A 13,827-nucleotide genomic window follows, 5' to 3' on the forward strand; every position below is an offset into this window, starting at 1 on the left:
TCAGCAGCCGTTATTCAGGCAACTTCGCCATCACTCATCTATAAACAGATCCCAAAAAATCGGCTTTAGCAGGTCTCACTCCTGTACTATGGCGTGCGAGTAACTCAACGCAGTTTCAGAACAGGATCTCTATGGTGCAGGCAGATATTGGCATTATTGGCGGCAGCGGTCTCTATAAAATGGATGCCTTGACCGATGTCGAAGAGATGACAATCGATACCCCCTTTGGTGACCCCTCCGATGCCTTTATTTACGGCAAATTAGACGGTACTCCCGTCGTTTTTTTGGCACGTCATGGTCGGGGCCATCGGCTGATGCCTACGGAGCTTCCCTTTCGGGCAAATATCTACGCGATGAAGAGTCTGGGGGTGAAGTATCTGGTATCGGCATCGGCGGTGGGCTCTCTAAAAGAAGAGGTGAAACCGGTGGATATGGTCATCCCGGATCAGTTTATTGACCGGACAAAAAATCGGGCGGCCACATTTTTTGGGGATGGCATCGTTGCCCACATCGCTTTTGGGGATCCGGTTTGCAAAAATCTGGCGACTATCCTAGGTGATGCTGTCGAAAGCCTAGACCTGGATGGGGTGACACTCCATCGAGGTGGCACCTATGTGTGTATGGAAGGACCTGCGTTTTCTACAAAGGCAGAGTCTAATCTGTATCGCAGCTGGGGGGCGACGGTGATTGGCATGACCAATTTAACAGAGGCAAAACTGGCGCGGGAGGCGGAAATTGCCTATGCCACCTTAGCCATGGCAACTGACTACGACTGTTGGCATCCCGATCATGACAATGTGACAGTGGAAATGGTGATCGGTAATTTACAAAAGAATGCTGTCAATGCCCAGCTTGTCATTCGTGATGTTGTGCGTCGGTTAACAGAGAATCCACCGTCGTCAGAAGCCCATGCCGCTCTGAAGTATGCTGTGATTACGCCGTTGGACATGGCACCTGCAACGACAAAAGATAAATTGAAGCTATTACTGGAGAAGTATCTGCCTACGGACTAACGGTTAGCCTTAGCTATGATCTATGGTCTAAGGCATTAAGGGTGCTGGATCTGTGCTGGGCCAGTGTAACGTTCAAGCAAGGTTTACCAATTGGTTCAAGAATGCCTAAGATATGTAGACGCTTCTGGAATACATTATGACCGGTGAACTTGGTTATTCTTTACCCCCAGCTGTCCGTCGGATTGCTAACAATTTTCGCCTCGTAGGCTGGGTTAGCTTCTGGGTGCAAATAGTGAGTGGTGTGATTGCCACGCTGTTATTTGTCACGTCTTTGTTGGGGCTACAGTCGGTCAGTAATCGCGGTGGTGCCGAGAATGCTGCCGCAGGCAGCGGTTTCTTTCTGGCTGCCGTCGGTTTAGCTGCGGTGTATGTAGGTGTGTTCTGGGCGTTTCAATACACACGCTTTGCCCATAGGCTCAAATCTAGCAACCCAGATTTAAGGCCGAAGCCTAAGAATGCGGCCAAGATGATTGCCACAGGTTTAATCATCAGTGTTTTAGGGATGTTTTGTGGTTTGCTGGGTGCTGGCGGTGTCGTGGGTGGCCTAATGCTAAAGGTGATTTCTCAGCCCCAGTCGAGCATTGCGGTGGCAAACCCCACCCTGGCTGTGGAACCGCTGGATGTGTTTTTAGTGCAAGCAACCATCAATACCTTGATTTCTCACTTTGCTGGCATTGTTGGCTCGCTATGGCTCTCTTGGAAAATTAACAAACAATCTTAGAACACCTAATTTTATAAGCAGTTCGGCTATCTGAACAACAACAATTCAGGAACAGCGAGTACAACTCTTGTGGCCCATTTGGGAAACGATAGGCATCTGCTCCATTGGTTTCATATCGACCGGTGTAGCATTTGGCACGTCTCAACCTTCCATTTACGGAGGCTTAGCTAGAGTAGATGAGATGACCCCGTGAGTTCCTGGAAGGTGCACTATGGAAGAAAAAGCTGCTGTTACATGCGATCGCGTTTGGTTGCTGTACCTACAGGGGCGGCTCTCCCCAGCTCAGCTACTGGCATTGTGTAAGGTTGCCTCAGAAAACAGACTCTCCCCAGAAAACAACCAAAATAATGTGAGCCAGCAGTCGTCTGCTGCCTAGGCTGGCATCAAGCATAGAATAAGAGTCCGTCACCAGGCAGATATACGATTAACCCCACGGTTCATTACTCTTATTACGACAATTCATGAAATCATTGGCAGACCGCATTCCAGCGCCAACGCTGGTTATTTTGGCGGGTGTGACGGTGCAGCTAGGGTCTGCCCTGGCAAAGTCTGTATTTGAACTGGCGGGTCCCTTGGGCACCGTATTTCTACGGGTGGCCCTCTCGGCAGTGTTGTTGTTTGTGCTGTGGCGTCCAGGCTGGCAAGCGACCCGTAAACACTGGCCTTTAGTGATGGCCTATGGCGGTGTCTTAACGTTAATGAATACGTCTTTCTACCTGGCCATTGACCGCATCCCATTAGGGGTGGCGGTGGCAATTGAGTTTATTGGACCATTGGGGCTGGCGGTGATCAAGTCGAGACGCTGGTTAGATGTTGTGTGGGTAACCCTGGCAGCCTTGGGGATAATCTTGCTGGCACCTTTGCAGGGTAGCGGCTTAGACCCTCTGGGGTTAGGGTTTGCGGGTCTAGCAGCGATGGCTTGGGCTGGCTATATCCTGCTGGCGGCAGCAACGGGGAATGTGGTGGCCGGGATAGAAGGATTGGCTTGGGCCATGGTGTTTGGTACCTGTATATTGACGCCCATTGGCATCAGTGCGGCGGGTACAGCGTTGTTGGATGGACGTCTGCTGGTGACTGGCCTGGCTGTGGCCGCGCTCTCTTCGGCCACCTATGCCCTGGAACTGGTGGCTCTACGACGGATACCGGTGAATGTGTTTGGCGTTTTACTGAGTGTGGAGCCGATGTTGGCGGCAGCCTCTGGCTTTTTAGTTTTGGGCGAAACGCTAACGGTGCGATCGCTCATTGCCATTGTCTTGATTTCCATCGCTGCAGCTGGGTCGGCGCGCTACGGTGTGCCCGTTAAAGATTAGGCCTGGATTAGGTCTGGGAGATGAGGTCTGGGAGATTAGGCCTGGGAGATGAGATAGACAAAAAGCACCCCCCGAGTGCGATCGCACTCGGGGGGGTAACGTGTTCTTAACTCTGGTTAAAACGAAACGTTCATACAATTGCTTCGTTGAGCAGCTCAGTAATGGCACGATGCTCAATGGGAGGCTCAGCCAGCACTGCTTGACGGGTATCCGTAATCAACCAGTCGAGGGCAGCCTCTTGCATATCGATGGATGCGCCGGTCTTATCCACGCAGTAACGACCAAACACCAGCTTGTCCATTAGGCGCACCCCAGGACCGATGCGTGAATATTCAAAGATCACGCTCTTATCCACCAGGGCACCACTGCAAATGCAGCAATTAGGACCGATCATACTAGGACCGATGATGGTGGCACCATCTTCAATCTCAGCCATCCCACCGATGTACACAGGACCTTCGATGGTGATCTTGTCCCAGTTGGCCTTCACATTCAGACCCGTGAAGACACCAGGTTTTACTTCCTGACCAGGAATGCCAACACCTTTTACCTGACCAGTCAGAACATCTTGGATGGCCTGCCAGTAATCAGGCACTTTACCGATGTCCACCCACTCAAAGTCCATGGTGATACCGTAGAACGCTTCGTTAGCTGCCACCAGCTTGGGGAACAGGTCGCCACCGATATCAAACTCCTGACCGGAGGGAATGTACTTAAAGATCTCAGGTTCAAAAATGTAGATACCTGTGTTGATACTGGTGCTGAGAGCTTCCTCGACCTTGGGCTTTTCTTGGAAAGACTTGATACGACCCGTATCATCAGTTACCACCACACCATAGCTAGGCACCTGCTTTAGAGGCACCGACTTCATCACGATGGTGGCGATGGAGCCCTTTTCCTTGTGCTGCCGAACCGCCTCAGTGAGGTCCAGGTCAATGAGTGCATCACCACAAAGAACGACAAAGGTATCATCAAAAAACGGTGAAAAGTCCTGAATTTTACGCATACCACCAGCAGAGCCCAGGGCATCGCCCACTAGCTCACCATTGGTAATGCGACCTTCAAAGGAATAGGCCAGTTCAACACCAAAGCGTTGACCATCTCTAAAATAGCCTTCAATTTCATTTGCGAGGTGGCTCACATTTGCCACAACCTGCGTAAAGCCGTGCTGTTTTAGCAATTCTAATAGAAACTCCATCACTGGCTTTTGCAGGATGGGGATCATCGGCTTTGGAATGGTGTACGTGATGGGACGTACACGAGTACCTTTCCCTGCGGCCAAGATCATGGCTTTCATAAATGCTCTCTCTATTCCTTAACTAACAGCGTAAGAGGTAAAAATAAAAACGTTGCAGCTGCAAATAACCTGCAACGGCAACAAGCACGTGGCTTAAATGCACGAACTGACAAGAGCTATCGAAAGACAAATTTAAGTAAGTTCCTAAAATTTGCCATTACCGACAAAAACTGACACCTGCAAGCAAGTAAAAGCTCGGCAATGTCAAGATAGTAGCAAGCATGTTTATAGTATACCCACGCTTATTGATGGTCTTCATTGATGCCTTACAGAGCCCCGGACAAATATTGATTTTTGTAGATTTATGACATCGCCTGACACTAGCCAAATGTACTTTACTACGGACATGCGGCTAAATGCAATATCAATCAATCTGTCTCAATCTGTCTTGCCTAATCAGGTAGTACATACGCCGGAACATCTTTCAGGGTGGCCTCATTTAGCTGTCTCACTTTAAGGTCGCGATAAAATCGTTCTTGAGCCAGCTCTACCTTAGATTGGGACGATAAGAATAACAGCCCCCAAAAAACACCAACTTTTTCATGGCGATAGTCTTCGTCGGTTAGTTCTGTGGTAATGGGACCGCCTAAAACATCGGGGCGAAAATGGGCCCAATGCTCTAAGAGGCGCTCAAAGTCCATCCATTCAATGGCGCTTTCTAGTTCTTCCCAATATCGGTCTAGGAAGGAGGAAAGAGCGTCGGCAATTTCCGATAGGTTTTCCTGGTGGGCTAGCTGGGCAATGGTGCTAATGGCCTTGCGTTTGGAATGGGGCTTAGCACCGCGATGACGATTGCGGGGGGTGGGGTTAGCCATGGCGACGGCCATCATTTCCAGCTGGGAGATCAGTTCCTGGAGGGTGACCTGACGCTGTTCCGGTGGGTTGGCCACCGCCCGACGATGGATGTAGCGCTCTAAATTAGGAGGCAGGCGTTTAGCGTAGCCTTGGGGCTCAAACGCTTCTTCAGGATCTTCGAACTCATCAACCTCTTCTTCAATCTCAGCGCGAATGAGGGTGTCGGCCTTAAGTAGCACCAGCATTGCTGCGTAAAGAAAGGCTTGACCTGATTCAGCTAGATTTTTCTCGTAGGGCGACCGACCGTTATGGGCGATGGGCGCTTGCTCCTTGAGGCTTTTGAGAAAGCGGTCAACCACGTCGATGACATTGACATCCCACGGATCAATTTCACCGCGTTCGGAAAGGTCAATCAGAAATGCGATCGCACGTTGAGCTAAAGAATTAGCCATAAACACAGCCTGGTATTTTATTTAGCCGACGCTACTATTAGCTGACGCTACATCTAGCGTGAACAGATGCACTATAGCTTAGAAGAATTGAAAATTCAAAAAAAACTGTCCAATTCAGTTACAAAGACCCATCGACCGGTTTAGAAACGAGTAAAAAATGACCATTGAACAAATGTTCTACAGCACTAGGTTTAGATCAACCAATTATTTATCGAAAATGAAAAAAGAGACCTGAGCCGGGTGGGAAATATCCCATTGCCCTGTTCACGTCCCTTTTTACCTCATGTGAGTAGGGCAACGCCCAGGCTACCCGCATAGCGACGCGCCTGCTAGCGACACCTACCTAAGCAACCGCTTCTTCAGTACCAGCATCTTTATTGGCAGTACCTGGCAGCATGGGCTGTAGGTCTTCCAGTTCCACTCGATAGCGCTCGACATCTTCTTCTAGCTGCTGAATGCGCATTTCCCGCTGCTGGACTTGAGGGTTGATATTGAAATATCCCTGTACCTGCACCCACACGCTAAATACCCAGGCGAGAACCGCACCGACACCCAGAGAAATCATGAGCTCGATACACAGTGGTGCTTCAATATTCACCCCACGCACAACATGGATAGTAGCGGACTCTGTATTCTCAATGCCAAACAGTACGAGGGCTAAGCAAATGACAAAGATAACGACAAAGTTAATCTGCCGCATAGCAGTCACCTCAAATCGTGTTTTATATAGGTCAGGTACAGGCTACTACAGGACAGTCAGAATCGGGAGAACATTTTTATTTATTAAAAGACTGTCAGGCTGGCATTATTTGATCAAACCCTAAAATTATCAGGCGTTACCTTCGATTAAATCCATACCGCACCCCATAGCCAGCAGCACAGATCAGGGCAATGACCACAGCCCCAATTCCAATCGGGCTAGGGAGCCAAAATGTGGTGTCGATGGTGTTCACCTGGCCGGGTTTCAAGGGCCACTGGTGGGTTTTACCCAGGGAACCTAACTGAAAACTGAGGGTTAAGGTGCGCCAGCGATCTAAGGCTCCACCATCACCAATGGCGCTATCGGCTTTTAGGGCACCCAGGTCAATGTCAGCCTGGAGATGATTGAGCAGAGCTACACCCCAATTTTGTTGGGTAAGGTCCAAATGGGCCAGTACAGGTGGAGCCCCTGGCACCTGGGTCATCAGTCCATCTTCGGCAAAAAGTTGATTAAATTTCTGCACTAAGTCAGCACCGTTGTAGAAGTCGATGCGTATTTGGAGTGCGCCATCGTCTAGAGAGGTTACCTTGCCTGAAAAGACTTTAGCTTCTTCGATAAAAATCTCCAGCCACTGCTGCCGGACATTGTTATTGAGGGCAACAAACTGATCGTCAAGGTGCAGAGTTTGGACTAAAACACCGTGGGTTTGACTGCCAAACTGTATGCCCAATTGATAATCGACACAGCCTGTTAACCCCAGGGATAGGGCTGTAATCACCAGTAGTCGAACGATCAGATGCCTTAACTTAGCCACCAAAGCCCCCCCAGTACAATGGCGCTACCCATCAAGGCAAACCATACAAAGCCATTATCTTCAGTATTAACTTCACTGAGGGGCAGGGGCGGTGGTGGTGGCTTGAGGCGACGGGACTTGGGTGGACGGGGTTGCCAGGGTTTTTCCTCGCTACTTTCCAGGGTCGCCAGATCTGGGATCTTAGTGAGCCATTCTTCCCTGGCCTGTAGTTTTGGAGCCTGGATAATGTACAGCACCCGTTTGCTTTGTTTTCTGACGTCCAAGTCTGGATGCAGGGCCAGCTTGCCACATAGCTCAATGGCTTCTTGACGCCGATCTGAAGCGGCTAATGCATTCACGAGCCATAGTTTTAACTCCCCATCTAAAGCGATACTCGGTTGCTCAGCGATGCCCTGTTCAAAGGCGTTGACGGCATCGGCATAGCGGCCCCGCTCAAAGGCCTGTTGCCCCAATTGAAAGGCGGCTTGGGCACGTTGATTGGCTGCATTTGGCATTGCGGCTAGTCTCTGGTCTAATATCCTGGTGCTCAGATATTTTACGGTGAATTGTGTAGGGACGTTCCATGGAACATCCCTACACGATTTCTAGGCCCCAACCGCTTCTTTGGCCGCATAAATGACTTCAGCCGTAATTTCCGTATAGCCTTGCTCGCGTGCAAATTTTTCAGTATTGCGCTTGACCTTGCCTCTGACAAACCCTGGAACGCGTTTCAACTCGGTGAGGCCATCGGTTGTCCAGTTTAAGTCGGCATCGGCAGACAGTGTGTGGGTGATGACTTCCTTGGTGTCGTGACCACCGAAGATTTCTAGCAGGTGATCTTCCATGCCCAGGGTAAAGGAGTTGTAGATCAAGTCGACTAGCTGATTAGCGCCTTCATAGCCAAGGAAAGGACGATAGCCAACGGGAAAATTTTGGACATGGATGGGAGCAGCAATCACCCCACAGGGGATGTTGAGACGCTTGCCCACATGACGTTCCATTTGGGTACCAAAAATGGCGGCGGGTTCTAGCTGGGCAATTTTATCTGCGATCGCACCATTATCCTCACTAATCAGCACCTCGTCACAATACCCTTCCACCTCCTGGCGGAACCAAGCTTCGTCATACTTGCAATAAGTACCCGCTAATACCACCTTTAGCCCCATTTCCCGCGAGAGAACTTTGGTGAGGGCCGCAGCATGGGTATTATCACCAAAGACAACGCAGCGTTTGCCCGTCAGATTTTGACAGTCGATAGAGCGAGAGAACCAGGCCGCCTGTGAGGCAAACCGAGTTTGGTCATCAATAAACTGGTCATAATTGGCAGCAACACCGCGCTCATTTAAGAGTTTTTGGATTGCACGAATACAGCGGGCCGTTTCGACTACACCCATGGGCGTAATATCCACATAGGGCATCTCAAACTCACGCTGCAAATATTCGGCAGTGAGTGAGCCAATCTCCCGATAGGGGATCAGGTTAAACCAGGCTTTGGGCAAATTCTTAAGGTCATGGACCGAAGCACCTTCAGGAATTACGGCATTGACCTCGATCCCCAGGTCTGCCATCAGCCGTTTTAACTCGGTCACATCATGGTTGTTGTGAAAACCTAGGGTGGTAATGCCGATGATATTGACCGACGGCTTTTCCGTTCTCTCTACAGGTAAGTCTCCCTGCTTGGCCGCCTTCTTTAGATAAAATTCAACAATCTGTTGCAGCGTGCGGTCAGCCGCCTGTAGCTCATTGGCGCGATAGTGATTCACATCTGCTAGCATGACATCACCTTGGGCATCCATCTGAGCGCGCTCAACAAAGTTAGCCAGATCTTCTTGCAAAATGCTGGAGGTGCAGGTCGGTGTGAGAACAATCAGATCAGGATTTTCTTCCTTATCTTTACGGGTAATATTATCGACAACTTTCTCTTGAGAGCCTCGCGCTAATACATGACGATCGACAACGCTAGTCGTTACTGGCGTAAAATCTCGCTCACGAGACAGCATAGAGCGCATGACATTAAAATAATCATCCCCTAGTGGGGCATGCATGATGGCATGGACATTTTTGAATGAGCTGGCAATACGCAAGGTGCCGATATGGGCGGGACCTGCATACATCCAATAGGCCAGTTTCATAGACAGCGCTCCGGTGGAAAGATTCTGGGATGGGTTAGGGCAATGTCCCGATGATGGGGAGCCCAACCCTCAGAATATGGGAGTCCTTCATCAGACACGGGTATCGCTAAACGATTCGCAACGGTTTGTAAGAATGGGTTACAGCTAACGGAGTAAATGATGCAAATGAAGGGTCGTTGCAATCATGTAGGGACGTTCCATGGAACGGCTCTACAAAGGTTCCTGGGTACCATAAAATTTTGCCATAAAGTTCCTATGTAGTTTCAAATACCGTCCCGATTGTTCTGGAACGGTAGCTTTACCATGTGGAGTAATCCATATCAATGTTCTTCAGTGTTCCTTAGGAGGCCAACATGCGGTCCATAGTCAGTAGTTTAGGTGTGATGGGCGTATTGCTGGGATTAGCCATGCCCGTATCAGCCGAGGTGCTGCTACAGGCCGGTGCAACAGAAACAAAGTTGGTAACAGAGGATACTTACCAACCCCTAAGGCATCAGCTGACGGCTGAAGTGGGGCAAACGGTGGCGATTAAACTCAAGTTAGCCAATAACAATCCTGGTATTGTTAGTCGTGTTGCAGTTTATGTTGCTGGCAAGCATACGCCTCTTTTTGTTGAGAACCAGGTGAGCTATCGCACGGTTGATCCCACACAGAAATCACAGATTAGTCATCTTGTTGTTTTGACCCTACCCGGTGAGCATAAGGGTACTCCGATGAGCTACGAGATTGAGCCTCTGTTTGATTATGAAGTTGAGCCTCAATTCGCCGTAGACACTGATATTGCAGCTGCTGAGACAACCTCGCCATCGACGGTGCGCTATCGAATGACAGTAGAAACAGCAACCGTGTCTCAGCGGTTGTTGTTAGAGGCTCAAGCACAGCAGATTAGTCAGGACTATGAAGGTGCGCGCTCAACCTACACCCGTGCCATTAATCTCAATCCTGACATTGCTGAGTTTTATGCCCAGCGCAGGGATGCCTATCTATCGCAAACAGACATTGCCAGTGAGATACTTCAAATGAATGAAGCGACAGGCCATGACTATCGTGCTACAGCGCTCCGAAATCAGTTAGAACTGTTTTAGGTCTTTAAGCAGCTTTGATGATCAAGGAGTGCCCCATTCTCGTTTATTCTAATGACAACTTTGTTTAGGTCAGATTGAGGCCTGGTTTTCTCAAAAAAGAAAACCAGGCCTTTTTATGATTATCATTTTTTCCGTTCCCCGCCATCCCTACCCACAGCGCGATACTATTTCCCACAGGTCCCCTTAACAGCTAACCGATGAAACAGCCCGTCATTCAGGTAGACGCCTTTACAGATCGCCCCTTTGGCGGTAACCCAGCTGCCGTATGTGTGAGTGAAACCCCTTTGGATGAATCTCTAATGCAGCAGATTGCCAAGGAAATGAATTTGTCAGAAACGGCGTTTCTCTATGCCCTTAAAGATGAGGGTAACTATAGTTTGCGATGGTTTACACCAACGGATGAAATTGAGTTATGTGGCCATGCCACCTTGGCCAGTGCCCATGTACTTTGGAGCGAAGGACACCTATCGCCTGACATTACAGCCCGTTTTCAGACCAAGAGCGGAGAGCTGTTGGCCTCTCGTAACGGTAATTTCATTCAGCTTGATTTTCCAGCTCAGCCTGTCCATGATGCATCTATTTCTCCAGCTATGGTGGCGGCCATGAACCATGCGGATATTGTCCATGGGGCGCGTAATGATGTGAATTATTTGGTAGAGTTGCGATCGCATCAAGCTGTTGCTAACCTCGCCCCAGATTTAGATAGGCTCGCAAAATTACCCTACCAAGGTGTCATTGTCACCAGTGTTGGAGACTCCCCCTACGATTTTGTCTCCCGTTATTTTGCACCGGCCATCGGTATTCCTGAAGATCCGGTGACTGGTTCGTCCCACTGTTCTTTAGCCCCCTATTGGCAAGCAAAACTGGGCAAAGATACCATGGTCGCTTATCAAGCATCACCCCGTGGTGGCGTACTACACGTAGAATGCACACCAAAGCGAATTTATATCAGTGGGAAGGCTGTCTCGGTTCTGCGCGGTGAGCTATTGCTGTGATTAGGGTGAAGTAGCACTGAGCCAATGAAGACAATGTGGCAGAGCGCCGAGCAAAAGCTTTAGAAGAGCGATTAGCCGCCCTTGGGATTGAGCCGAACGAAATTTAATGCTGGGTAGATAGGCTAACCGATGATAGATCCAGATATTCGATGGAAGCAGCGTTTTGCCAACTACGAGAGAGCTCTGGCGCAGCTTACCAAGTTTATTGATAAGGGTGAATTGAATGAACTGGAAGAGCAAGGGCTAATCCAGTCGTTTAAATATACCCATGAGCTAGCCTGGAATGTCTTGAAAGATTATTTGCAGTATCAAGGTAATCAGAACATTTATGGCTCACGGGATGCCACCCGTCTTGCTTTTAATGTGGGTCTGATTGAAGATGGTGGAAGCTGGATGGATATGATTAGAGAGCGAAATCGGACTAGTCATACTTATAATCAGGCAACGGCTCAAGCTATTGCAGAAAATATAAAAGACAGTTCACTAAAATTGAACGGGTTATCCTGTACGGATCACGAGCTAAAGGTAATTATCGGCCAGGGTCGGATATTGATTTGACCCTAATGGGTAGGGATATTTCCCATGAACAGTTATTGGCTATCGAACATCAGCTAGACGATTTGCTGTTGCCATATCTGTTTGACCTATCGATTTTTAGCCATATTGAGAATCCTGATGTGATTGCTCATATTAATCGAGTTGGGCTTACTTTCTATGAGAATAAGCCGTCGATTGATGAGCAACAGGAACCTACTCAAGTATCTAATAGTAGATGTTAGTGCGGCTAGTCAATAATTTACTAACGGGGCAGGTATTTCACCAAGGCTCGCATAGATTCGCCGGGTTGGGGTTGGATGGGGCGATCGGTGGGGAGGAATTGGGTCCACTCAAATGGTTCGGCGAAGTGGTGATGGTGGAGGCTGTGGATGATGGTGTTGACGACTGCCTGGGAGCCGATGATAAGGATTTTGACGGGCTCGCGGTCAGGTTTTGGGACTGAGTAGAGCTGGAGGGCTGACTCAGGGGTGGTTATTTCAGTGGTTAGAGCGGGTGTAGCCAGAAAGCTGGTGTACATGGCAACGTCGTCCATTTGGATGTCTAGAATCAAATTAGACGACTACTAGGACGACTGTCAACCATTGGGCTGGTACAGTGGTGAAAACCTCTGACAGGATGTGCCCATGGGAAAAGCGGGAAAGGCGCTCAAGCAAGTGCTTGAGTCCTATGAAATTAGTCAATATAGTCTGTCAGTTGCGATGAATGTGGAGCGCAACAATGTTTACCGTTGGGTAAATGAAAAACGTGATCCGACGGCGGAAACGGTAGTTGAGATTGTTAGGGCGTTAAAGACTCTGAATCCTGAATCAGCAAACGCTTTTATGCAAAGTTACTTGGGGGATGAGGTTTAGCTATTCAGCTGTTTCGGGCAATCCATCACCCCTTGGCGGTTAGCCTGTTTAAAACTCGCGATAATGGTGCGAGAAATTCTAAATCTGCCACCAGTAGTGGCAGAAATCCAAAACTCCCATTGTTGGTGGGAGAAATTTTCTGTTCCATGAAACTTAGTTCAATTAGTCTGGTAATTCTGGGCAGAGCGGAGCATCTCAGCTGCTATCTTTTTGACAAACCATTCTGGTGCTAGAAGCCGTATGTTCTCTCCATACTGGAGTAGACGCTGGCGGAACCAAAATAAAGACTCTTCTGTTGTGCTGATCTCAACCCATTGGGAAGTTTTGGCAGAATCTCGTTTGATTATTGTTTCATTGGCTCGACGTGGTTGATATCTGCCGAGTGGTCCGGTCATTCGGTAGGTTAAGTCGATGGATGGGAATGTCAATCTGCCCCAGGGGATATTGGAGGCTGCTCCTACAGTGAGAATGCGATCTACTCGAAAGATTTGATTTTTTTCGACATCATGATGACGAGCTGAAAAGTCAGGGGCATAGGCAAATAAGTAAAGGACGCCATTGTGTAATCGTAATTCTGAGCGGTCTAGATCCCAGGGACGTTCTTGGCCACTGCTACTGCGATAGCGAATGGTGTAACGGCGATGTTTTTGGAAACGGTCTTGCAGGGTTTGGACAACGGTATCTAGGCGATCTTCTCCGTAGTCTACTGGAGGGCTAAAGTTGACCTTTACCTGTGATGGTAGTTGGCTTTGCTCGAAGCCTGAGATTTGAAGTATCTGGCTAGCTTGGCTAGAGAAGCCCATGTCATTAAGGATGTAGGCGGCTAGAGCTAGTGCTTCGCGTTGATACGGAGTGAGAATAACTGGAAAGTTAGATTGAACTAATTCATAAGTACGATTGGGAGCACTCTTTATTTCAAAGCCACAGTCACGCATTTTCCCTATCATGCGGCTGATTTTACGCGTTGCGTCGTCTGTGGATTGGCCATTTTCCTCTAAAAACTGATACAGCTCCTCACTGAGGGTTTTAGGAAAATATGGTTTCTCTGCAAGTTTTTGAAGAATTGCGATCGCAAATTTCAGTTGATTAAATCCTGCTGGCATCGCTTTGACTCCCAGAATAACT

General features: G+C 48.8%; 17 protein-coding genes. 9 read left to right on the forward strand and 8 right to left on the reverse strand.

All coding sequences use genetic code 11. The features are described 5' to 3' along the window. Positions 1-131: 131 nt before the first annotated feature. The 4 genes from DXZ20_RS02860 to DXZ20_RS02875 all read left to right on the forward strand — a co-directional run bounded on the left by DXZ20_RS02860 (position 132) and on the right by DXZ20_RS02875 (position 3,044). Entirely contained in the window at positions 132-1,013 is an 882-nt protein-coding gene (locus tag DXZ20_RS02860; protein ID WP_163696296.1) for an S-methyl-5'-thioadenosine phosphorylase, read from the forward strand. A 136-nt stretch (positions 1,014-1,149) separates the two neighbouring features. Further along, entirely contained in the window at positions 1,150-1,734 is a 585-nt protein-coding gene (locus DXZ20_RS02865) for a DUF3611 family protein (protein ID WP_163671379.1), read from the forward strand. Positions 1,735-1,945: 211 nt separating this feature from the next. After that, positions 1,946-2,110, forward strand: coding sequence for a hypothetical protein (locus DXZ20_RS02870; RefSeq protein WP_163696298.1), 165 nt, complete (start codon positions 1,946-1,948; stop codon positions 2,108-2,110). Between the two features lie 85 nt (positions 2,111-2,195). Next, on the forward strand, positions 2,196-3,044 hold the full coding sequence (locus DXZ20_RS02875) for an EamA family transporter (protein WP_163696299.1): 849 nt from the start codon (positions 2,196-2,198) through the stop codon (positions 3,042-3,044). Between the two features lie 130 nt (positions 3,045-3,174). Here the strand turns inward: DXZ20_RS02875 and DXZ20_RS02880 are convergent, their stop codons facing one another. From DXZ20_RS02880 to bchB, 6 genes are all read right to left on the reverse strand, one after another. Further along, positions 3,175-4,341 carry a nucleotidyltransferase family protein gene (locus DXZ20_RS02880; RefSeq protein WP_163671376.1) on the reverse strand — a complete coding sequence of 389 codons (1,167 nt, stop codon included), beginning with the start codon at positions 4,339-4,341 and terminating at the stop codon, positions 3,175-3,177. A 392-nt stretch (positions 4,342-4,733) separates the two neighbouring features. After that, positions 4,734-5,588 carry a segregation/condensation protein A gene (locus DXZ20_RS02885; protein ID WP_163671375.1) on the reverse strand — a complete coding sequence of 285 codons (855 nt, stop codon included), beginning with the start codon at positions 5,586-5,588 and terminating at the stop codon, positions 4,734-4,736. Between the two features lie 343 nt (positions 5,589-5,931). Then, a complete protein-coding gene (locus tag DXZ20_RS02890) occupies positions 5,932-6,288 on the reverse strand; it encodes a lipopolysaccharide assembly protein LapA domain-containing protein (RefSeq protein WP_163696301.1) in 357 nt (118 codons plus the stop codon). A 136-nt stretch (positions 6,289-6,424) separates the two neighbouring features. Then, on the reverse strand, positions 6,425-7,102 hold the full coding sequence (locus DXZ20_RS02895) for a DUF3153 domain-containing protein (RefSeq protein ID WP_163671373.1): 678 nt from the start codon (positions 7,100-7,102) through the stop codon (positions 6,425-6,427). Beyond that, a complete protein-coding gene (locus tag DXZ20_RS02900) occupies positions 7,090-7,596 on the reverse strand; it encodes a tetratricopeptide repeat protein (protein ID WP_163696303.1) in 507 nt (168 codons plus the stop codon). The genes DXZ20_RS02895 and DXZ20_RS02900 overlap by 13 nt, the downstream gene beginning before the upstream one ends. A gap of 90 nt (positions 7,597-7,686) precedes the next feature. Continuing rightward, entirely contained in the window at positions 7,687-9,213 is a 1,527-nt protein-coding gene (gene bchB, locus DXZ20_RS02905) for a ferredoxin:protochlorophyllide reductase (ATP-dependent) subunit B (protein ID WP_163671371.1), read from the reverse strand. A 353-nt stretch (positions 9,214-9,566) separates the two neighbouring features. On the opposite strand from bchB, the gene DXZ20_RS02910 reads away from it, so the two are divergent. From DXZ20_RS02910 to DXZ20_RS02925, 4 genes are all read left to right on the forward strand, one after another. Next, entirely contained in the window at positions 9,567-10,298 is a 732-nt protein-coding gene (locus DXZ20_RS02910) for a tetratricopeptide repeat protein (protein WP_163671370.1), read from the forward strand. 197 nt (positions 10,299-10,495) lie between these two features. Next, positions 10,496-11,293: a PhzF family phenazine biosynthesis protein gene (locus tag DXZ20_RS02915; RefSeq protein ID WP_163671369.1), complete on the forward strand. Its 798-nt coding sequence runs from the start codon at positions 10,496-10,498 to the stop codon at positions 11,291-11,293. Between the two features lie 129 nt (positions 11,294-11,422). After that, on the forward strand, positions 11,423-11,851 hold the full coding sequence (locus tag DXZ20_RS02920) for a nucleotidyltransferase substrate binding protein (protein ID WP_250565575.1): 429 nt from the start codon (positions 11,423-11,425) through the stop codon (positions 11,849-11,851). After that, positions 11,797-12,072 carry a nucleotidyltransferase domain-containing protein gene (locus tag DXZ20_RS02925; protein WP_431732066.1) on the forward strand — a complete coding sequence of 92 codons (276 nt, stop codon included), beginning with the start codon at positions 11,797-11,799 and terminating at the stop codon, positions 12,070-12,072. Before DXZ20_RS02920 ends, DXZ20_RS02925 begins: the two co-directional genes overlap by 55 nt. 20 nt (positions 12,073-12,092) lie before the next feature. Here DXZ20_RS02925 and DXZ20_RS02930 read toward each other — a convergent pair whose 3' ends face one another. Continuing rightward, positions 12,093-12,368, reverse strand: coding sequence for a hypothetical protein (locus DXZ20_RS02930; protein WP_163696590.1), 276 nt, complete (start codon positions 12,366-12,368; stop codon positions 12,093-12,095). 106 nt (positions 12,369-12,474) lie between these two features. On the opposite strand from DXZ20_RS02930, the gene DXZ20_RS02935 reads away from it, so the two are divergent. Next, a complete protein-coding gene (locus DXZ20_RS02935; protein WP_163696305.1) occupies positions 12,475-12,702 on the forward strand; it encodes a helix-turn-helix domain-containing protein in 228 nt (75 codons plus the stop codon). A gap of 158 nt (positions 12,703-12,860) precedes the next feature. Here DXZ20_RS02935 and DXZ20_RS02940 read toward each other — a convergent pair whose 3' ends face one another. Beyond that, positions 12,861-13,805: a helix-turn-helix transcriptional regulator gene (locus DXZ20_RS02940; protein WP_163696308.1), complete on the reverse strand. Its 945-nt coding sequence runs from the start codon at positions 13,803-13,805 to the stop codon at positions 12,861-12,863. Positions 13,806-13,827 lie beyond the last annotated feature (22 nt).

The organism is Adonisia turfae CCMR0081 (genome assembly GCF_011009555.1).
Lineage (GTDB): Bacteria > Cyanobacteriota > Cyanobacteriia > Phormidesmidales > Phormidesmidaceae > Leptothoe > Leptothoe turfae.

Excerpts from the sequence above, each read along its gene's own strand:
- DXZ20_RS02910 (WP_163671370.1), top strand. The coding sequence starts at position 9,567 with ATGCGGTCCATAGTCAGTAGTTTAGGTGTGATGGGCGTATTGCTGGGA.
- DXZ20_RS02885 (WP_163671375.1), bottom strand. The coding sequence starts at position 5,588 with ATGGCTAATTCTTTAGCTCAACGTGCGATCGCATTTCTGATTGACCTT.
- DXZ20_RS02870 (WP_163696298.1), top strand. The coding sequence starts at position 1,946 with ATGGAAGAAAAAGCTGCTGTTACATGCGATCGCGTTTGGTTGCTGTAC.
- DXZ20_RS02915 (WP_163671369.1), top strand. The coding sequence starts at position 10,496 with ATGAAACAGCCCGTCATTCAGGTAGACGCCTTTACAGATCGCCCCTTT.
- DXZ20_RS02935 (WP_163696305.1), top strand. The coding sequence starts at position 12,475 with ATGGGAAAAGCGGGAAAGGCGCTCAAGCAAGTGCTTGAGTCCTATGAA.
- DXZ20_RS02900 (WP_163696303.1), bottom strand. The coding sequence starts at position 7,596 with ATGCCAAATGCAGCCAATCAACGTGCCCAAGCCGCCTTTCAATTGGGG.
- DXZ20_RS02880 (WP_163671376.1), bottom strand. The coding sequence starts at position 4,341 with ATGAAAGCCATGATCTTGGCCGCAGGGAAAGGTACTCGTGTACGTCCC.
- bchB (WP_163671371.1), bottom strand. The coding sequence starts at position 9,213 with ATGAAACTGGCCTATTGGATGTATGCAGGTCCCGCCCATATCGGCACC.
- DXZ20_RS02860 (WP_163696296.1), top strand. The coding sequence starts at position 132 with ATGGTGCAGGCAGATATTGGCATTATTGGCGGCAGCGGTCTCTATAAA.
- DXZ20_RS02890 (WP_163696301.1), bottom strand. The coding sequence starts at position 6,288 with ATGCGGCAGATTAACTTTGTCGTTATCTTTGTCATTTGCTTAGCCCTC.
- DXZ20_RS02930 (WP_163696590.1), bottom strand. The coding sequence starts at position 12,368 with ATGTACACCAGCTTTCTGGCTACACCCGCTCTAACCACTGAAATAACC.
- DXZ20_RS02940 (WP_163696308.1), bottom strand. The coding sequence starts at position 13,805 with ATGCCAGCAGGATTTAATCAACTGAAATTTGCGATCGCAATTCTTCAA.
- DXZ20_RS02920 (WP_250565575.1), top strand. The coding sequence starts at position 11,423 with ATGATAGATCCAGATATTCGATGGAAGCAGCGTTTTGCCAACTACGAG.
- DXZ20_RS02875 (WP_163696299.1), top strand. The coding sequence starts at position 2,196 with ATGAAATCATTGGCAGACCGCATTCCAGCGCCAACGCTGGTTATTTTG.
- DXZ20_RS02865 (WP_163671379.1), top strand. The coding sequence starts at position 1,150 with ATGACCGGTGAACTTGGTTATTCTTTACCCCCAGCTGTCCGTCGGATT.